An 18,256-nucleotide genomic window follows, 5' to 3' on the forward strand; every position below is an offset into this window, starting at 1 on the left:
TGATCTTTACTTTTCGGAATGGTTATTTTTTGTCCTTGTTTTCTTTGACCTCTTCGTATTCTACGGTTTCCGCATCCCAGTTGAGGCCATGGTTATTCTTGTCAGAGTTTTGTAGATCCGGCTTGTTATTATTATTTTGGTTGTTGAACCGGTAACTGTAAAATGTCTTGAAGAACACCCTTTTCAGGATATTCCAGACGAAAAAGATAATAATCGCGCTGAGTACAAGCTCAAGAATATATTTCATAATTTTTATATAAGGTTTACGTTAAAGTCAGGTTTTGCAGACTGTTTTACAGACAGTCACATGTTCAAACTCTTCAACCCTAAAGTCTTGTATTATTTAGATGTCGGGTTTACCATTACAGAAGAGTTGGAAACGCTGGTCATCGACTGTGATTCTTTTCCTTTCGAAATGCTTTCAATCTGGGTGGTCTTTACGGAAATGTTCTGGTTCTTGATCCATCCCGTATTCTGGTCAAATTTAATGGTTCCGTTCTGAGTCAGTTCGCTGCTTAAGCTGTGGGTAACATCGCCCTGGTTCTGCTTTTCCACTTTTTTAGGAATTCCTCCTGTTACGGAAATTTCCACCACCCCGTTTCCTGCACTTTTCAGCGTATAATTTGAAGTTACTTTGATTCTTCCCTGGGCATCAGCATTTTCACTATTGGACCATTTTCCGCCGATCTTGGCTCCTTTTTTAGGAATGATCGTAAGGTTTTTGGTGAATTGGTCTTTCAGCACTTTTTCATTGAAGGATTCTTTCAGGCTGGCCACAATACTTTCTTTCTGGTTTTTTTCCTTGATCAGCGTTCCTACCGAATTGGCCACTTTGTTATAAACGGGATCGAAGCCGGTAATGGAGATTACGTTTCCTTTCGTATCCATTTTCATGTTCAGTTTATTTCCAGTCAGTGCCCGGTTGATGTTCCATATCATTTTCAGGTCGTCTTCTTTTGGAATCGGTAATTTGGTGTCCACCACGATGGTTTTTCCCTGAGACGTCTGCGAGTTTCTTTTGGCGATTAGGTTTAGGGTAATGTCGTACACATTTCCCTTCAAATCATTTACCGTGAAAGACATTTCGTCCGTAGATTCGCTGGTGGCGTTGATCGTTTTTCCGTTAGGATCCGTCATGGTTTTGGTATCCCTCTGATAGGTAGTCAGAGGATAGGTTTTCCCTTTTTCCAGTTTAAAAGTCTGGGTATAGACTCCTGCCGAATCTTTGATGGCCGGGTTTTCTTCCACTTTGGCCACGGAATCTGCCGGAACTTCCACCGTGATGGTTTTTCCGGTTTTAGGGTCTACTTTCGTAATTTTTGCTGTTTCTTTTTTATTGCAGGAAACTAAAGCTATGGTTGAGATCAGCGCGAATGCTGCTATATTTTTCATTTAAATTTTTTTAATGTTGTTGAATTAATTGGCTTTGGTGAATTTCTGCCGTACCGCTTCATATAAAATCGCTCCGCAGGCCACGGAAACGTTCAGAGACTGGGTTTTCCCTTCAATCGGAAGCTTGATTTTTTCGTCGGCATGGTGCAGGACTTCTTTGGAAATTCCCGTTTCCTCATTACCCATAACGATGGCTGAAGGCTCGGTAAAGTCAACGTCGTAAATCAGTTTTTCTGCTTTTTCGCTGGCGGCATACACGGAAATTCCGCTCTGCTGCAGGAAATCCACGACATGAGCCAGATTTGGGGCCTTACATATTTTTACGTTATATAAAGCACCTGCCGAAGTTTTAATGGCGTCTGAATTTATCGGCGCCGCTCCTTTTTCGGGGATGATCACAGCATCCACGCCTACACATTCAGCGGTTCTGCAGATCGCTCCGAAATTTCTGACGTCGGTCAACCGGTCTAAAATCAATAGGAAAGGCGTCTTTCCTTCTTCAAAAAGTTGAGGCACAATATCCTCCACTTTATGAAAAGGAACGTCCGAAATAAAGGCAACCACCCCTTGGTGGTTCTTCTTTGTAAAACGGTTCAGTTTTTCAACCGGCACATAGTTGGGACGGATTTTATTTTGAGCTAAAATAGCTTTAAGTTCAGCATAAATCGGTCCCTGCAGCGCATTCTGCACAAAGACCTTGTCAATTGTTTTTCCCGCTTCAATCGCTTCAATCACGGGACGTAATCCAAAGATGAAATCGTCTTTCATTAAGTAAATTTTATGTTTAAGGTTCAAAGTTTAAAGTTTAATGCTTTTTAAGACTTATACTTTGTTCCTCTTAAATCGGTCATTTTTAAATATTTAATAAATGAGCTTATTTTTCTGCTCAATATCTCAGTCTGTTCTCTTAAAATTTTAAATGTTTCTTCAGAAATAAAATTTCTGTCAAAAACTCGATATAGCTGTGATCTGGTTTCGCCGCATGAGGCTTTTGCAATGGAAAGAAATTGTACAAACTCCTTGTTGCCATTTCTTTCAAACCCTTCGGCAATATTATCCATTATCGATCCTGACGAACCGTCAATCTGATTACTGAGTTTAAAATTATTTTTAAGGTTTGTATGTTCAATAATGCGGTAAATTTCTCTGCATAGTTCCCTGTCCAGTTGCCAAATTTCCAAATCTTCAAATTTATTGATCGTCGCCATAAACCTTAAACTTTAAACCCAAAACCTTGAACAGTTAATATTTTTCTCCTAAAATGGCTCTTTTCTGTGCCAGCGCATATCCATAGTGCAGTCCTTCATGCATGTTATTGAAGATAATCGCATCCTGGATGCTTTTCAGGTCCATTCCGAAACTGGTGGTGTAAGGCGTGTAATCTGAAAACAGATCGCTGTCATAATCCTTCATCAGGATTTTTGAAGTTTCCGTCAGCAGGAACTCGAGGTCTTCCACTTCCGATTTCTGGACATCCAGATTCGGCAGTGTGCCTTTTTTGTAGGTCTCGATCCAGTATTTATCTATTCTGAAAGGATTTCCGCTCAGATAATAATGCAGGAGCTGCTGCGTGGCAACCGTATGGGCAATATTCCAGTACAGGTTGTTATTGAAACCGTCCGGGATCAGCAAAAGGTCTTCGTGCGAAGTATTCTGTAAAATATCGAGAAGGTTCTTCCGCACCTGTCGGTGCGCTTGAAAATGATAATTCATTTTGCAAATTTTTAATCACCAAAAATAGTTTAATAAACTGGAAATGACAATTTTTGAACGGAGCATTAAAGTGAAATTTATATATTTTTATGAAAAATGGAAAGCACGGTCCTGAATTCTAAGGGATACACCCGTTTGGAATCTCACACTAAAGACGGAATATTTAACAAACTTTAACTCAAAGATGGCATTTTTTGTGTTGATTAATGCAAGTATTTATTAGAAATTTACCAATTATTTTAAATAAGACTATGTCAGATACATATCAGGCGGATGATATTCGTCAGCTCACAGAACAGGTAAAGGAAGCCAACTTCTATTTTTCCCGTCTTCGCGAAGAAATCAACAAAGTAATTATCGGTCAGGAATATATGATCGACCGTCTTTTAATAGGACTTTTAGGGAATGGACACGTTCTGCTGGAAGGCGTTCCGGGACTGGCAAAAACCCTGGCCATCAAAACTTTGGCAGATGCGGTTCATGGACAGTTCTCGAGAATCCAGTTTACACCGGATTTGTTGCCTGCCGACGTTGTAGGAACTATGATCTACAATGTGAAAGACAACGATTTTTCTATTAAAAGAGGTCCTGTTTTTGCCAACTTTGTACTGGCGGATGAGATCAACCGGGCTCCGGCCAAAGTGCAGTCAGCACTGTTGGAGGTCATGCAGGAAAAGCAGGTAACGATTGGTGATGAAACCATGAAACTGCCAAAGCCTTTCCTTGTATTAGCTACCCAGAACCCGATCGATCAGGAAGGAACCTATCTGCTTCCGGAAGCACAAAGCGACCGTTTTATGCTGAAGTGCACCATCGATTATCCTAAGTTTGAAGATGAAAGGCTGGTGATGCGGATGGTTTCCACTTCACATCAGCCGACGGTAAAACCGGTGATTTCCCTGGAGCATATTGTTGCAGCGAAAGAGCTGATCAATCAGATCTATCTTGACGAAAAAATTGAGAAATACATCCTGGATATGGTTTTTGCTACCCGTTTTCCTGAAAATTACGGATTAGCCGAACTGAAAAATTACATCGTTTTCGGAGCTTCTCCAAGGGCATCCATTAACCTGGCGATAGCTTCCAGAGCGTATGCATTCCTGAAAGGAAGGGCTTTTGTCATTCCTGAAGATGTGAAAGCACTGGCTAAAGATGTATTGAGACATAGGATTGGTTTAACCTTCGAGGCGGAAGCGGAAGAAATTTCATCAGAAGAAATCATCAACAGAATTTTAGCGAAAATCCAGGCTCCGTAATGGATGAAGTAACGATAAGAAAGGCAGTCCGCGAAGACTGTGCGCCAATGCTGGATCTGATTAAGGAACTGGCTGAATACGAAAAGGCGTTGCATGAAGTGACCCTGACTCTCGAGCAGTTTATGGAAGACGGATTCGGCAACGCTCCGGTTTGGGGCGCTTTTGTGGCGGAAACGGCCGGTGAGATTGTCGGGATTTCATTGTTTTATGATCGGTATTCAACCTGGAAAGGCAGAAGGCTGTATCTTGAAGATCTGGTAGTGACGGAAGAAATGAGAGGAAAACAGATTGGCAAAAAGCTATTTGAGGCAACGACGGATTATGGAAAATCAAATAATTATAGCGGCATGGTTTTCCAGGTACTTAACTGGAATGAGCCGGCTATTAATTTCTATAAAAAATACAGTCCGAAATTTGATGATAAATGGTTGAATGTTTCAGTCGAATTTAAAAATTAATGTGTGAACTGGAAATATTTAAAAGACAATATTTATTTTTCGGATGGCTCTTTAAGAGATATTTACGTTCTAAATACTTCAAGAGTTGACTGGGAAAATTGGATTGGTTTTGTTAACCAAAACTATAAGATTGAGTTTAAATATTATGATCGTGAAGGCGAATTTGTTTCAAATGATACAATTATTTTTGAACCTATTTTCAAACGTTGGGACGGAATAAACGATTTGATAATTGACGCTACTATTGATATCGGTGGAATTCTGGTAAAATGCTATTTTTTTTCAGAAGATGCAATAGAGAATGATATAACACCGCTCGAAGTTAAAAGTTTGGAACATCATCATCGATTAATGGAGTATTTATCATGTGTTTCCAAAATTTTAAATAAAGAAGTTTTATTAACTATTGAAAATTATTCTTCATTACCAGAAAAATTAATTACAGTAAATAATGATCATGTCTTAATATCATAAATATGCAGATAAAAGATATTGTAAAAAAAGTAAAGCAAATTGAGATCCGTACCCGAAAGAAGACGGAAGCTACTTTGATGGGGCAATATCACAGTGCTTTTAAAGGACAGGGAATGACTTTCTCGGAAGTCCGCCCGTACCAGTTCGGTGACGAGATCCGGAGAATCGACTGGAACAAGACCGCCCGTTTCCGCGAACCTTTCGTAAAAGTAATGGAAGAAGAGCGGGAACTGACCATGATGCTGCTCGTTGATATTTCGGCATCAATGGATTACGGAACCAAAACCCAGCTGAAAAGGGAATATGTAGCAGAAATTGCTGCAAGCCTGGGTTTTTCAGCAGCGGGGAACAATGATAAAGTCGGACTTATCCTGTTTGCAGATAAAGTATACAAAGTGGTTCCCCCACAAAAAGGAAGAAAGCATATCCTGTCGATTATCAGCATGATCCTGACAGCGGATTATGTGCCTGCAGTTTCTAAGATCGACAAGGCCATGGAATATATGATGGGCATTTTCAAAAGAAAATCACTCGTCTTCCTGTTTTCGGATTTTGAAGACGAATATGATTCCAAAATGCTGAGGGTAGCTTCCAAAAAGCACCAGCTGCTGGGGATGAGAATCTACGATGAAAAAGATAATGAGATTCCGGATGTAGGCTATACATTACTGTATGATGCGGAAACCGGAAAGCAGGTTTGGGCAAACACTTCAAATGCAAGATGGAGGTACAATTTTGCGGAAGCGCAAAAACAGAAACTGAAAGCACTGGAAGAAGATTTTGCCAACAGTTCCGCCAGTTTTATGAATGTGAACACTGGAGCCGATTATTCTAAACTGCTGTACGGTTATTTTCAGAAAAAATAAATTCAAAGGAATGAGCACTGCTCATTTTAAAATGTATTGAAATTGAAAAAATTAATAGTATTATTCTGTTTTTTAGTCTGTGCAAATGCTTTTTCACAGATCCTTTCTTCCAGCGTTGAAAAAAAGACCATCGCTTTGGGAGAAGTAAACCATATTGTCGTAACGATCAATAATCTTCATAACGAAAAGGTTTCCGCCGCTCCTAAAAATGAATTGCTTCCTTTTCATTTCGAGGAAATTAAAGACAGTATTGCCCAGACACAGGATGTCTATTACCGGAGGATTGAGTTTGCCGTTTTTGATGAAGGGAAATTTACGATTCCCGAACTGGAATTTAAAGTAGGAGGGAAGGTTCTGAAGACCATTCCTTATGAAATCGATGTGATCAATACGGCTCAGAAATCGGATCCGATCAATGACATCATGAACAACAAAGACGTAAAACTTGAAGTAACCGATTACTGGCAACTGTACAAGTTGTATATACTGGCAGCGATTGCATTGATTTGCCTGATTGTTGCGATCATCATGTTTGTGAAATACGGACGAAAGAAAAAAAGTTCACCGGTAGTTGCGACTAACCAGACCCTGAAAGAACTGGATTCGCTAAAGAAAAAAAAATATGTGGAAACAGGAAACTACCGTTCATTCTATGTGGAACTGATTGATATTTCAAGAAAATTTATCACAACCCAGTACCGCCTGCCTGCGGATGTATTGTTAACGGACGACCTTGTTGATCTGATGAAGAAAAACAATACGATTTCCCAGGAAAATGAACGTGTGGTGGAAGACGTATTTGTAAGGGGCGACCTTGTAAAATTTGCCAAAACATTCCCTGATCAGCAGACTATGGAAAAAGATCTGGCAGATATCACGGCGTTTGTAAAGCGGTCATCAAAAGATTTGGAATTCGAAAACCTGAGGAAAGATGTTTAATTTTGAATTTTACAGTCCGTGGTTCTTACTGTTGTTTGTGCTTTTTATCCCCCTTCTGCTCAGGGATATCAGCAAACAGAAAAGAAAAGGAATCAAAGTCCCGACGGTTAAGAATATGGGCGACAGCGGCGGAATCCGTATCGTGATGTTTTTCCTGAAGATTTCGAAATACCTGATCCTGTCGGCTCTGATCATTGCCATGGCAAGACCGAGGACTTTCACGATTTCCCAAGACCGCGATGACACCAAAGGAATCGATATCATGCTTTCTGTGGATGTTTCCTTGAGTATGCTGGCCAAAGACCTTACCCCTGACCGTTTGACCGCATTAAAAGATATTGCCATTAAATTCGTAAATAAAAGACCGAATGACAGGATCGGACTGGTAGCCTATTCAGGAGAAGCTTTTACGAAAGTTCCTGTAACTTCCGATCATCAGGTGGTCGTGGATGAATTAAACAGCCTGAATCCGCTGGAATTACAGCCGGGAACGGCGATCGGCGAAGGGCTTTCCGTAGCCGTTAACCATTTGAAGAACAGCAAAGCGAAAAGCAAGATCATCATCCTGATGACGGATGGGGTCAATACGATAGAAAATGCGATGCCTCCTGCGATTGCCGCGGAGCTTGCCAAAAATAACGGAATTAAAGTATATTCCATCGGGATCGGAACCAACGGATATGCATTAATGCCTACCCAGCAGGATATTTTCGGAGACTTGGTCTTTACGGAAACAGAAGTGAAAATTGATGAACCGGTTTTAAAAGAAGTTGCCCAGATGACAGGGGGAAAATATTTCAGGGCTACCTCAAACAGCAGTCTTGAGGAAGTATATGACGAAATCAACCAACTGGAGAAATCCGATGTAAAAGTTGCCAAACTCTTTAATTATCAGGAATATTTCAAAATTTTCCTGTGGGTGGCTTTGGGCTTGCTTTTCGTGGATGCTTTGCTGAGATGGGTGTTTTATAAAATTTTAAGCTGATGGACTGGTATTTAGGGAATTATTGGTATTTATTATTGCTGTTGCTTTTGCCGCTGTTAGCTGCTTTTCTGATCCGTTACCTGAAATGGAAGAAAAACAAAAGGGCGCTCTTTGCAGACAGCCATTTTCATGAGCATTTATTTGAGAAAAGATCGGGATTCACTAAATTTTTTCCGGCTCTTTATTTACTGGCTATCTTATTTTTGATTTTTTCGATCATCGATCTCCTGAATGGTTCGGAAGAAATTAAAACCAGCCAGAAACTGAATAACGTTATTTTCGTGATGGACGTCTCCAATTCGATGAATGCGGAAGATATTAATCCGAGCCGTCTTACAGAAGCGAAAAACCTGATGCTCCAGACCATGCAGAAAATGAAAAACGATAAAGTCGGAATCGTCATCTTTGCGGGGCAGGCAACCTCGATTATGCCGCTAACGACTGATTACGGTTCAGCGGAAACCTATATCGGCGGCATTGAAACCAATTCGATGCAGATCCAGGGAACAGACTTTTTAAACGCGATGAAAATAGCCGTCGAGAAATTTAAAAATGTAAGCAAAGACGGGCGGAAAGTCGTTTTGTTAAGCGACGGTGAAGATAACGAAGGAAATGATGATGCCGCGATTCGATTAGCCAGGAAAGAAGGAATCATGATCACTTCCGTTGGAATCGGAACAGAAGAGGGGGCTCCGGTACCGGAATATGTTTTCGGCCAGCTGATGGGATATAAAAGCGATATGAATGGGCAGACCGTGATTTCCAAAAGACAGACGGAAGCCCTTAGAAAAATGGCAGATGCCACCGGCGGAACGTATATCGACGGAAATAACATTAACGAAGCCCCGGATCGGATTCTGGATGCCCTGAAAAAGAAGTCGGGATCCTCGGAGACCATGGTGAAATCACAGAATGCCAACCATTATTATCAGTATTTCCTGGCGGTATCATTGTTTTTCTTTTTCCTGATCTATATTTTTAATCCCAAAAGAGATTTCAATCTTTAGAAATGAGGAGTCATTGTCTCAGTTTCAGTCAATTACTTTAACCCAATTTTAACAAATAAAACGCTGTTTATTAACATATAAAGGAATAATTTTGCACGTAATGAATACTAAAATCATTTTTTTGTCGTTTATTGTTGTTTTCCTTTTCTCAGGTTTCCTTTTCGGCCAGGAGAACTATCGCACGCTCGTGTATGAAGGGAACGAAAAGTTCAACGGCAAAGATTATGACGGTGCATCTGTAAAGTACCTGGAAGCCATCCGGAAAAACAGCAAAGAATTTACAGGGCATTACAATTTAGGAAATGCATTGTACAAAAGCAAAAAATACGAAGAGGCCAAAGCGGAATTCGAGACAGCACAAAAGCTGGCTCAGACACTTCCGGACAAAGCGGCGGCACTCCATAATCTGGGAAACACTTATATGCAGATGAAGAAGCCGGAAAAAGCGGCAGAGATATACAGGCAGTCCCTGAAACAAAATCCCTACAGTGAAGCAACACGTAAGAATTACGAAATTGCCAAACTGAAAGAAAAAGAAAACCAGCAAAAACAACAGCAGAAGAATAACTCCGGTAAAGGAGGCGGCGGCGGAAAAGACCAGCAACAGAATGATGATCAGAAAGGAGGCCCTAAAGACCAGAAACAGGATCAGGGCCAGGGACAGCAGAATCAGGGGAAAGGGCAGGGCAACGATCCTAACAGGAACCAGAACAATGAAGGAAAGATCCCGAAAGGCCTCGAAAATGAGATACTCAATAAAGTAAGCGATAAAGAAAAAGAAACCGCCAGAAGAATTTTAAACAAAAATTCTTATTCGATGCCCGAGAGCAACGAGAAAGATTGGTGATGCAGAATAGAATAATTTACATACTAGTCCTTTTGATTTCCGTAATTTCTTACGGACAGGTAAACCTTACTGTAACGCCGGATAAGACGACCTACAATGGGAAAGATGTTGTAAATCTGAGTATTGTTCTGGAAATTTCAGGAAGCGAATACAATCCTCAGACAAAACTCCGCCTGCCGGATTTTTCCAAATTCAACCTTATCGGAACAGGTTCTGTAAACAATGCGTTTATGGATCCGGAAACCAATACCGTAGTTTCACAGTCCGTTACCAGGCTTGCCCTTGAGCCAAAGCAGAATGGAAAGCTGAAAATAGGATCGTTCCTGATTACCATCAATAATAAAATTTATAAAACCGAGCCTTTCGAAATCCTTGTAAAAGATGTTGAAAGGAAAACGTCGGTTGCTGCAAATACTTCAAAGGATGTGTACCTGAATATGGAAATCGAAGACCGCGAAGTATATCAGGATCAGCCTACTGTTGCAGTATTGAAGGTGTATTCCAGGAACATGGATAATTTCAGGAAAATAAGAAATATCCATCTTCCGGAGCAGGAAAATCTTGATGTATTCCCAATCAGTTTTGCCAAATCCGAAATCGATCCTTCAGATAACGGAAGCATGGCTTCACAGATCCTGGCTGTTTTCATGGTATTCCCCAATGAAGCCGGTTATGTGGATATTCCGGGTGTTTCTGCGTCCCTTAATTCTTATGCCCATAAAGACCATCTTGTTTCCAATAAGGTAAAGATCAATGTCAAAAAGCTTCCTGAAGGCTCACCGGAATGTTTTAAAAATGCAGTCGGGAACTTTAATGTAAGCGTGGCCAATATTTCAAAAGAAAAAGTTGAGGTTAAGAAACCCATGAATGTATTGGTAAAAGTTACCGGGGAAGGTAACCTGAAAAGCATGGAGCTTCCGAAAATCGCCGCATCTCCCGATTATGAAGTGTTTGCCCCCAAGATTACTTCCAGGGTTATGGTAGGTACCGAAGGCATGAAAGGGGAAGTACTGGCCAATTATCTGGTGATTCCTAAAAAAGCAGGGGAAATTACGATTAAGACTGAGCATTTTGCATTTTTTGATCCGTTAAATAAAGAATATGTGGATCTTGGCGAACAGTCTCTGGCAGTAAATGCTTTTTCACATGATCAGATTCTTGAATCCCGTACGACTGTTGAAAAGGTAAATGAATACACCAATACTTTTCTGGAAACGGTAAATACACCGGTCCTGAAAACGACTTCATTTAAGGTAAAGGAAAAAAACAAATTCCACTGGAACATCCTTTTTACGAATATAGCTATTTTATTAGCGCTTTTTATCGCTTATCTCGGATTTAAAACATGGCAAAGAAAAAAACGATCTGTTAAGGAAACAGCAATTCCTCAGTCTATCGGATCAATTGCAGAAACCGAGCAGGAAATCAGGGAAAACCTGAAAACAGACGTTAATGATTATTTCAGCTATCTGGAAAATCTAAAGGATAATTCGGATTACGAAAAGTTTTTTCAGACCTTTGAAGAGCTTGACCGGGAAGTAAGGAAACAGTATTCAGAAGACGCTTCGGCAGATTTTGGTAAAGCTCTTGAATATCAAAACGGGCCTGCTGTTACTGAAGAATACCGCAGCCTCATCCAGCGGGTACAGATCGAAAAGTATGCACCGGTAAAATCGTTGGACGCAATAGATGAGCTGTTGATAGCCATTGTTAATTTATATTCACGAATTAGCAAATAATCAATTTATTTTCATATTTTTGCGAAATATTTAATTGTGAATAGATGGAAGTTTTTAATGATTTTTCTATTAAAGAGATCGTAACCTGTTTTATGGTTCTTTTTGCCGTAATCGATATTATTGGCTCTATTCCCATTGTAGTAAGCCTTCAGCAGAAATATGGACAGATTGAAGCCGAAAAAGCTACACTTACTGCGGGAGCTATTATGCTGGTATTCCTTTTCGTTGGAAATAAAATCCTGAAATTTATCGGGGTAGATGTCAATTCATTTGCCATCGCCGGTGCTTTTGTGATTTTTATCATAGCCTTGGAAATGATCCTGGGGATTGAGATCAACAAAACCTCTGAAGTAAAGGCGGCTTCCATCGTACCGATTGCATTTCCCCTGGTGGCAGGTGCGGGAACCTTAACGACCACGCTGTCCCTGAAAGCTGAATTTCATGATATTAATATTATTTTTGGAATTATACTCAATACAATTTTCGTATATTTGGTGCTGAAATCTGCCACATGGCTGGAAAGGAAAATGGGTGATGCGACATTGGCTATTTTACAGAAGGTTTTCGGGATTATCCTGCTGGCGATTTCTATTAAATTATTTACCGCAAACTTTGCACAGTTGGTGCAGAATTATATTAATTTTTAAGATCATGCAGAAGTTTTATAAAGTATTTTTGGTAGTGTTTATCGTATTTATCGCGATTAATGTGTATGCCCTGGACTGGCAGTCTGATATGCTGTCTGAAGATAACTCGAAGTTTGTATTTTCTATTGCCTCGGCGGTTATCGGCCTGATGTTGCTTTTCGTAATGAATACCTGGAGCAAGGTCGGTGTAAAGAAATAAGTTTAAAATCATAGATTATTATAGGCCTCTTTCAGTTTTGAAAGAGGTTTTTTGTTGGCCACAGATTAGTGGATTAGTGAAGATGATTATCTAACAGGATGGAAGCTGGGAGTCTGTGAGCGTATATTATTAACTGTGGATTACATAAATTTTCACGGGTACCTCAGTTACCTGATGTCATTCGTTATATGTTGAAGCACAGTTTAAGCACTCCGCTTGACATCCTCGCAGTGGATCTCAACGTAATATTAGAGAATCGCCTGGAAAGATTCGAGCTTAGATTCCTCCGGAATGACGAAGATGTTGGTAAACGTTGGTTAAAAAATTCAACAATTTCCCAAGAATCAGAATTATAAAACAACGAGATTTTTCACCACCGCTTCGGATTTAAGCTCGGTTTCGGTCCATTCTTTTTCCGGATTACTTTGTGCGGTAATCCCGCCGCCTACAAATACATGAACGGCATTTTGATAAAGCTTCGCACACCGGAGGTTGACGAAGTAATGGACTGTGTCTTCAGTCTCAATTTTGATGTAACCGGCATAGAGTTCTCGCGGGAATTTTTCAAGCTTCTGGATGCTTTCCTTACAGAATTCTTTTGGCATGCCGCAAACTGCCGGCGTAGGATGCAGCTCCTGAATGATGGCATCGAGATCTTCCGTCCGTATCTTTGCCTTAAAATCGGTACGGAGATGTTTGATATTGCCGGAAATATGATCGTAAGTTCCGGATTCATCAATGTTTTCAGAGTAATTTTTTAAAATATTCCTGATATAGCGGGTTACAGGCTTCTGCTCTTCGATTTCCTTTTCCGACCAGCTTTCTGAAACGGGGAGCGTTCCGGCAAGGCTCATAGTTTCAAATTCGTGTGTCTTTTTGCTGAATTTTCCCAGCACTTCGGAAAAAGCCCCCATCCAGGATTGTCGGTCATTTATAAAAATATACCTGAAAGCATTCGGATAGGATTGGCAAAGGTTTTCAAAGCTTTTTTTCAAATCAATTTCCTGAAAATCCCTGAAAATTTTTCTGCGTGAGTAAACAAGCTTTGGGAGTTTATGTTCTCTGATCACAGCCATGACCTTTTCCAGCTGATGCAGGTATTCTGTTTTGGTTTCGGCAGTAAATCCGCTCTTATCTTCAGGTAATGATCTACTTGAAATATTTTTCTGAGCGAAATCTCCGGTGTTTACTTCAATCATATTTCCGGTAAAATCGATTTTGCCTGATCCGTCAAAAGTATGAAAGCAGATATTTTGCTGTACTGAACTTTCGTCAGTGGCGTAAAGTTTTTCGTTAAAAGGAAATTTGAAGTAAATCATTACACGGGTATTTACTGAAATCAGAGCTTTGAAAGGATGTAGGAAATTCCAACGCTTATTTTTCTTTCTGCAAAGGTATTATTCGTCTTAAAAATCTCAAAATTAAAGTCCGGATTTTTTAATGAAAGATTCTTCAGCATATATTGCTGATATTCGGCGGAGAGCAGAAAACGTCTGAAAACCCGGTATTGGATTCCTAACGAAAAGCCGATGTTAGTCTGATCGGTTTTAAAATCGTCAAGCCGGTTCATAACATTGTTTTCCGGAACCATGAACTGCATTTTATAGGTATTCCGGTCGGCGAGGATTCCGACAAACGGGCGGACATTCTTCCAGTCGTACAAAAACTTCAGCTGTAAAGCATACTCAAAGTGTTTATTATTGAACCGTTGAAACAAAAGCGGCTGACTGTCTTTCGTAAAATAATATCCATTGAGAAAAGTCTCTTCTTTATTGGCATCCAGGTCAAAAGAAGAATTCCAATGGGATACATCCGCTGAAAGCATCACTGAAAGTCGATTATTAAAAAAACTTCTGGAGGCCCAGAGTCCGAGATATTCTCCGAACTGGCTGTTATTCCCGGAATCTTTTGTTGTCCAGTTTGTGTTTTTTAAACCTGCACCGCCTTCAATTCCATATAGAAAAGCAGCCGGCCGGCGTAATCTGGCTCTTCTCGAAGCTCTTTCCCTGTCGACGCCTTCCTGGTAAACATCCCTGACGAATTTGGTTTCTTCAACGGTCAGCCTTGGAAGTATCAGGTCCTTTTGCCTGGATGGCATAGGTTTGAACCGATAAACCGTGTCGTAAACGGTTACTTTTTCATAGACATAAACGGTGTCCACTTTCTTTTTACGGGTCTGGGCAAAAGATGCAGTTACCGGTATAAGTGATAATAGCAATACGATTTTTCTGGGGATCATGGTCTTTCGGCAGTTTATTTTTCTACAAAGATCGTGTCTCTTTTAATGATTTTTTTGACGACCACCACTTTCTGCGGAACTTCTGTCAGTGAATCTTTTGAGATGAACTTATTTAAATGTTGTTTTTCTTTTAATTTTACTTCGGGCGTTTCCGTTTCTAGCTTATTATTGTGTACGGAGGCTTGGAAAGTAGCTTCTTTTGCAGATAATCCCTGTGAATTTTGTAAACGTTCCATACCTGATACAGCTTCTTCTTTATGAGTTGGACCGTCTTTAATTTTGTCAGGATTTTCATCTGAAACAACAGGCATTGTAGAAAAAACATTTCCCGGACGTGATAAGACCACCGAGATTGTAATTATGACAAGAACGGTTCCTGTAACAATTGCTTTCTTTTTCAGGCTGCCGTTTGAAGAAGGTAAAATCGAAACTTTAGAAATAATATCGGAAGGGACATCCAGTTTTTTAGAAGGGGAAATCTTAAAATCGACAAATGCGTTCTGAAAGGTCTGTGCCCAGAGCAGTCCGCCAAGACCGAAGATGACGAAGAGCTGTGCCAGTTTCTTTTTCGGAGTATCCTTTTGCAGGACATTGTTTAGTAAATATTGCTGTACGGATTTTTTAGCCCTTAATAAATGGGATTTTGAAGTGTTTACCGTAATGCCCAGCAGCCCGGAAATTTCTGCGTGGGAATGGTTTTCCATAAAATACAGATTGAAAACCGATCTGTGATGGGACGGAAGACTGTCGATCGAAGACAACAGTTCCTCACGGGTAAAGTCGTAAATGAAGATGTTTTTTTCTTCGTGAAAAGAATGGTCCATTTCTGAATAGGTATCTGGGATTTCTGAAGGTTCCGTGGTGACGAAAGTATCTTTGCTGTGTTTGCGGAGGTGTTGCAAGGCATTGTTGACCACAATTTTTTTCAGCCAGGCGAACAATGCTTTTTCGTTATTCAGCTGGCCGTTTTTCTGAATGGCCGTAATAAAGCTGTCCTGTACAATATCTTCTGCTGTATAAATATCCGGTATATATCTACGGCAAATCCCCAGAAGTTTTGGGGAGTAGTCAAGGTAAATCTTTTGCCAGTTGAATGTATTTTGCATTTAATTTTGTACTGCGAAAATTGAAGTAAAAATACCATTTACGGTGTTAATATGCATAACTTCGGTATTGTTAATATAAACTTTATAAGAATCTTTTTGGTCGTTGACAGATTGGGATCTTATCTGATAAACATTTTGATCAAGTGCTGATAAATCTTCAATTCCAGTAAATCCTGGCGCATAAAATGATGGAGTATTAATGTCATTTTTAAAGTAGTTTTGCCCGTTGCTAAAATCATAAATATCATTTCCATCAAGAATAAAACTCATTTTTACTGTTTGAGAAATATAACTATCGGTATTTGTTGTAAGGTTCTTATAGTATGTATTATTTGTACTACCGTCATACATCGATAAATATACACCATTTGAACCCTGAGAAATATGTCTGAAACTTTTGTGTTCAGAATATGTTGAAATAGTGTAATAAGTGCTGTTCTTAAAATAACCTACCTGATTTGGAGAATCAACAAAACGATCAGCTCTTTTATTTACGGGGATATATACATCTCCATTATGAATAGTAAAATTTCTTGTGGTGACGTAAGGTGACGAAAAAGAAGAATTCGCAGTAAATAGTACTGTTTTTACTCCATTTTTCCAGTAACAGAGATCGTCTGCATATGCTCCCGAAATGACAGGACTTCCGATACTTCCCAAAAGATAAATATTTCCTTGATCGATCAGCATATCATCAATTTTATGACGGTATTCTGCTGGATTTAAGTTGTTTAAATTCATTCCTATATACTGATTAATGTTTGTTTTAACATTGTTTTTCCAGAGGTAAAAATTAAAGGGAGATATATCACTGATTCCGAGAACATACACATTATTGTTTTCAACTATAATTTTTGTCGGTGTTATTCCAGTTCCATCAGTTAAGTTTGTTTTAATATTGTTTTTCCAATAACAGGCAATACCACTTTCTTTTCCTGCCACATAGACATCGTATGAAGCGACATTTTTTTTAAGAGTCTCTTCGTTGTCAGTTGAACATGAAATACAGAATATAAGCAAAATTATAAAAGGTAAGAAAAGAGTCTTCATGGTTATTAATTTCTTATAGGATGAAAAAAAATGAAAAGGTTGCAGTGTTTTTGAAAATATTTTAATTCGCGACAACAAATACTGAGTTGAAAGCATTTATAACAGTATTAGCAGGATTGGTAATACTTTGTGTCTCATTATTGTTTATGTATACTTTACTTGCGAAAGGTGTACTTTTTTGCTTTATTACATATACATTCCCATCAAGCACAAACAAATCCTGAATAGTTTCATAGTCCGGGTCCAAAGGGAATGTCGTCTCGATATTGTTTTTATAATAAAAGTTATTCATCAGCATTCTTCCTATTATATAATAGTTAGCAGAAGTTTTTTCGCCGGAAATTTTACCAAAGGTAAAAGCTGGATGTGAAAAGTTCGCAGCAAGAATCTCTGTATTGGTTGATAATTGCATGAAATAGTAATTGTAATTTTTAGTATAAAGAAACTGGATTCCGGATAAGGTTTCTGCAAAATTACATACGCGGATGATTCCGGGAACTGTGTGAAATACGGAATTTACATAATACCCGGACTCAATTGTACCTGCGTTAAGTATTGTTGCAGAAATATAGGACTGATGATTAAAAACACTAATTTTCGAATCGTCATAGATAATATTGTCAGATGTATTAAGCTCTGTCTTTATCCCGTTTTTCCAAAGACAAAAAGCATATTTTTGAACAGCAACCGGTGAAAGCGTATCATAATATCCGATAAAATACGTGTCATTACCATCAACTGCCATATCTAGGATTTTATAGTAATGCCCGGCTGGAATACCCAGATATTGTTCTAAGTTCAAACGTACATTATTTTTCCAGTAGTAATAACTGCCGTTGAAGTTTGCTTGGGTTTTTCCCAGAACATGTACATCGTTATTTTCTATAAGGATTTTATTGGCAGTTGTGCTGTCCGGAGAAAAAAGGTTTATTTTAATATTGTTTTTCCAGTAACACGCTTTATAATTTTCCATCCCTGCTACGTATACATCATATGAAACGACATTTTTTTCAAGAATTTCATCATTGTCATTCGGTGTACAGGAAAAAATAAGAGTTAATAGAAATAAAAAAGGTAAAATTAAAGTCTTCATGGTTACTAATTTCTTATAAGATGAAAAAAAATGAAAAGGTTGCAGTATTTTTGAAAATATTTTTAATTCGCTACGATAAAACTGAGATGAAAGCATTTACTAATGTATTGGCAGATTGGTAATGTTCTCTATTTCAATATTATTTTTAATTAAATATGCATTTGTTGCTTTATTATATTGAAGAAGAAATGCATACTGAACAACAGCGTAATTTTGATCTAAAGAAGATGTTTTTAGATCGCTGTC

Annotated in this window: 21 protein-coding genes; 11 read left to right on the forward strand and 10 right to left on the reverse strand. The window is 39.1% G+C overall.

Annotated features, from left to right (window positions below; translation table 11 throughout):
- Positions 1 to 22: 22 nt before the first annotated feature.
- The 5 genes from ACED20_RS12560 to ACED20_RS12580 all read right to left on the reverse strand — a co-directional run bounded on the left by ACED20_RS12560 (position 23) and on the right by ACED20_RS12580 (position 3,105).
- On the reverse strand, positions 23 to 247 hold the full coding sequence (locus tag ACED20_RS12560; protein WP_378104899.1) for a hypothetical protein: 225 nt from the start codon (positions 245 to 247) through the stop codon (positions 23 to 25).
- Positions 248 to 339: 92 nt separating this feature from the next.
- Positions 340 to 1,392 carry a DUF6263 family protein gene (locus tag ACED20_RS12565; RefSeq protein ID WP_378104902.1) on the reverse strand — a complete coding sequence of 351 codons (1,053 nt, stop codon included), beginning with the start codon at positions 1,390 to 1,392 and terminating at the stop codon, positions 340 to 342.
- 24 nt (positions 1,393 to 1,416) lie between these two features.
- The gene (gene rlmB, locus ACED20_RS12570; RefSeq protein WP_378104905.1) at positions 1,417 to 2,160 is read right to left on the reverse strand and encodes a 23S rRNA (guanosine(2251)-2'-O)-methyltransferase RlmB; all 744 of its coding nucleotides are present in this window, start codon (positions 2,158 to 2,160) and stop codon (positions 1,417 to 1,419) included.
- 47 nt (positions 2,161 to 2,207) lie between these two features.
- On the reverse strand, positions 2,208 to 2,600 hold the full coding sequence (locus ACED20_RS12575) for a four helix bundle protein (RefSeq protein ID WP_378104907.1): 393 nt from the start codon (positions 2,598 to 2,600) through the stop codon (positions 2,208 to 2,210).
- Between the two features lie 34 nt (positions 2,601 to 2,634).
- Entirely contained in the window at positions 2,635 to 3,105 is a 471-nt protein-coding gene (locus ACED20_RS12580) for a DinB family protein (RefSeq protein WP_149247197.1), read from the reverse strand.
- 251 nt (positions 3,106 to 3,356) lie between these two features.
- On the opposite strand from ACED20_RS12580, the gene ACED20_RS12585 reads away from it, so the two are divergent.
- The 11 genes from ACED20_RS12585 (at position 3,357) to ACED20_RS12635 (ending at position 12,522) form a co-directional block, all read left to right on the forward strand.
- On the forward strand, positions 3,357 to 4,361 hold the full coding sequence (locus tag ACED20_RS12585; RefSeq protein WP_378104910.1) for an AAA family ATPase: 1,005 nt from the start codon (positions 3,357 to 3,359) through the stop codon (positions 4,359 to 4,361).
- Positions 4,361 to 4,819, forward strand: a complete 459-nt coding sequence (locus tag ACED20_RS12590; protein WP_378104912.1) for a GNAT family N-acetyltransferase — start codon at positions 4,361 to 4,363, stop codon at positions 4,817 to 4,819. Before ACED20_RS12585 ends, ACED20_RS12590 begins: the two co-directional genes overlap by 1 nt.
- Before the next feature lie 3 nt (positions 4,820 to 4,822).
- The gene (locus ACED20_RS12595) at positions 4,823 to 5,293 is read left to right on the forward strand and encodes a hypothetical protein (RefSeq protein ID WP_378104914.1); all 471 of its coding nucleotides are present in this window, start codon (positions 4,823 to 4,825) and stop codon (positions 5,291 to 5,293) included.
- 2 nt (positions 5,294 to 5,295) lie between these two features.
- Positions 5,296 to 6,159 (forward strand): DUF58 domain-containing protein, encoded by an 864-nt coding sequence (locus ACED20_RS12600; RefSeq protein WP_294199091.1) that lies wholly within the window; start codon positions 5,296 to 5,298, stop codon positions 6,157 to 6,159.
- A 42-nt stretch (positions 6,160 to 6,201) separates the two neighbouring features.
- A complete protein-coding gene (locus ACED20_RS12605; RefSeq protein WP_294199090.1) occupies positions 6,202 to 7,098 on the forward strand; it encodes a BatD family protein in 897 nt (298 codons plus the stop codon).
- Positions 7,091 to 8,083: a VWA domain-containing protein gene (locus ACED20_RS12610; RefSeq protein ID WP_294199089.1), complete on the forward strand. Its 993-nt coding sequence runs from the start codon at positions 7,091 to 7,093 to the stop codon at positions 8,081 to 8,083. Before ACED20_RS12605 ends, ACED20_RS12610 begins: the two co-directional genes overlap by 8 nt.
- Complete coding sequence (locus ACED20_RS12615; RefSeq protein ID WP_378104919.1) at positions 8,083 to 9,090, forward strand: VWA domain-containing protein; 1,008 nt, start codon at positions 8,083 to 8,085, stop codon at positions 9,088 to 9,090. The genes ACED20_RS12610 and ACED20_RS12615 overlap by 1 nt, the downstream gene beginning before the upstream one ends.
- Positions 9,091 to 9,190: 100 nt before the next feature.
- Entirely contained in the window at positions 9,191 to 9,937 is a 747-nt protein-coding gene (locus ACED20_RS12620; RefSeq protein ID WP_294228672.1) for a tetratricopeptide repeat protein, read from the forward strand.
- A complete protein-coding gene (locus tag ACED20_RS12625; protein WP_378104922.1) occupies positions 9,937 to 11,676 on the forward strand; it encodes a BatD family protein in 1,740 nt (579 codons plus the stop codon). Before ACED20_RS12620 ends, ACED20_RS12625 begins: the two co-directional genes overlap by 1 nt.
- A 44-nt stretch (positions 11,677 to 11,720) precedes the next feature.
- A complete protein-coding gene (locus ACED20_RS12630; protein WP_294220030.1) occupies positions 11,721 to 12,323 on the forward strand; it encodes a MarC family protein in 603 nt (200 codons plus the stop codon).
- 4 nt (positions 12,324 to 12,327) lie between these two features.
- The gene (locus tag ACED20_RS12635) at positions 12,328 to 12,522 is read left to right on the forward strand and encodes a hypothetical protein (protein ID WP_294199084.1); all 195 of its coding nucleotides are present in this window, start codon (positions 12,328 to 12,330) and stop codon (positions 12,520 to 12,522) included.
- Between the two features lie 350 nt (positions 12,523 to 12,872).
- On the opposite strand, the gene ACED20_RS12640 is transcribed toward ACED20_RS12635, so the two are convergent.
- The 5 genes from ACED20_RS12640 to ACED20_RS12660 all read right to left on the reverse strand — a co-directional run bounded on the left by ACED20_RS12640 (position 12,873) and on the right by ACED20_RS12660 (position 18,010).
- A complete protein-coding gene (locus ACED20_RS12640) occupies positions 12,873 to 13,841 on the reverse strand; it encodes a chorismate-binding protein (RefSeq protein WP_294199083.1) in 969 nt (322 codons plus the stop codon).
- Between the two features lie 20 nt (positions 13,842 to 13,861).
- Positions 13,862 to 14,761, reverse strand: a complete 900-nt coding sequence (locus ACED20_RS12645; protein WP_378104926.1) for a hypothetical protein — start codon at positions 14,759 to 14,761, stop codon at positions 13,862 to 13,864.
- Between the two features lie 14 nt (positions 14,762 to 14,775).
- Complete coding sequence (locus ACED20_RS12650) at positions 14,776 to 15,867, reverse strand: RNA polymerase sigma factor (protein WP_294220028.1); 1,092 nt, start codon at positions 15,865 to 15,867, stop codon at positions 14,776 to 14,778.
- Positions 15,868 to 16,917: a hypothetical protein gene (locus ACED20_RS12655; protein ID WP_294220027.1), complete on the reverse strand. Its 1,050-nt coding sequence runs from the start codon at positions 16,915 to 16,917 to the stop codon at positions 15,868 to 15,870.
- Positions 16,918 to 16,978: 61 nt separating this feature from the next.
- A complete protein-coding gene (locus ACED20_RS12660) occupies positions 16,979 to 18,010 on the reverse strand; it encodes a hypothetical protein (RefSeq protein WP_345766206.1) in 1,032 nt (343 codons plus the stop codon).
- Positions 18,011 to 18,256 lie beyond the last annotated feature (246 nt).

The organism is Chryseobacterium sp. sg2396 (genome assembly GCF_042610505.1).
In the GTDB taxonomy this organism is placed as follows: Bacteria; Bacteroidota; Bacteroidia; order Flavobacteriales; family Weeksellaceae; genus Chryseobacterium.

Bases quoted from the DNA above. Each gene is read 5' to 3' on its own strand.
- ACED20_RS12560 (WP_378104899.1), bottom strand. From the start codon at position 247: ATGAAATATATTCTTGAGCTTGTACTCAGCGCGATTATTATCTTTTTC.
- ACED20_RS12565 (WP_378104902.1), bottom strand. From the start codon at position 1,392: ATGAAAAATATAGCAGCATTCGCGCTGATCTCAACCATAGCTTTAGTT.
- rlmB (WP_378104905.1), bottom strand. From the start codon at position 2,160: ATGAAAGACGATTTCATCTTTGGATTACGTCCCGTGATTGAAGCGATT.
- ACED20_RS12575 (WP_378104907.1), bottom strand. From the start codon at position 2,600: ATGGCGACGATCAATAAATTTGAAGATTTGGAAATTTGGCAACTGGAC.
- ACED20_RS12580 (WP_149247197.1), bottom strand. From the start codon at position 3,105: ATGAATTATCATTTTCAAGCGCACCGACAGGTGCGGAAGAACCTTCTC.
- ACED20_RS12585 (WP_378104910.1), top strand. From the start codon at position 3,357: ATGTCAGATACATATCAGGCGGATGATATTCGTCAGCTCACAGAACAG.
- ACED20_RS12590 (WP_378104912.1), top strand. From the start codon at position 4,361: ATGGATGAAGTAACGATAAGAAAGGCAGTCCGCGAAGACTGTGCGCCA.
- ACED20_RS12600 (WP_294199091.1), top strand. From the start codon at position 5,296: ATGCAGATAAAAGATATTGTAAAAAAAGTAAAGCAAATTGAGATCCGT.
- ACED20_RS12610 (WP_294199089.1), top strand. From the start codon at position 7,091: ATGTTTAATTTTGAATTTTACAGTCCGTGGTTCTTACTGTTGTTTGTG.
- ACED20_RS12615 (WP_378104919.1), top strand. From the start codon at position 8,083: ATGGACTGGTATTTAGGGAATTATTGGTATTTATTATTGCTGTTGCTT.
- ACED20_RS12620 (WP_294228672.1), top strand. From the start codon at position 9,191: ATGAATACTAAAATCATTTTTTTGTCGTTTATTGTTGTTTTCCTTTTC.
- ACED20_RS12625 (WP_378104922.1), top strand. From the start codon at position 9,937: ATGCAGAATAGAATAATTTACATACTAGTCCTTTTGATTTCCGTAATT.
- ACED20_RS12630 (WP_294220030.1), top strand. From the start codon at position 11,721: ATGGAAGTTTTTAATGATTTTTCTATTAAAGAGATCGTAACCTGTTTT.
- ACED20_RS12635 (WP_294199084.1), top strand. From the start codon at position 12,328: ATGCAGAAGTTTTATAAAGTATTTTTGGTAGTGTTTATCGTATTTATC.
- ACED20_RS12640 (WP_294199083.1), bottom strand. From the start codon at position 13,841: ATGATTTACTTCAAATTTCCTTTTAACGAAAAACTTTACGCCACTGAC.
- ACED20_RS12645 (WP_378104926.1), bottom strand. From the start codon at position 14,761: ATGATCCCCAGAAAAATCGTATTGCTATTATCACTTATACCGGTAACT.
- ACED20_RS12650 (WP_294220028.1), bottom strand. From the start codon at position 15,867: ATGCAAAATACATTCAACTGGCAAAAGATTTACCTTGACTACTCCCCA.
- ACED20_RS12655 (WP_294220027.1), bottom strand. From the start codon at position 16,917: ATGAAGACTCTTTTCTTACCTTTTATAATTTTGCTTATATTCTGTATT.
- ACED20_RS12660 (WP_345766206.1), bottom strand. From the start codon at position 18,010: ATGAAGACTTTAATTTTACCTTTTTTATTTCTATTAACTCTTATTTTT.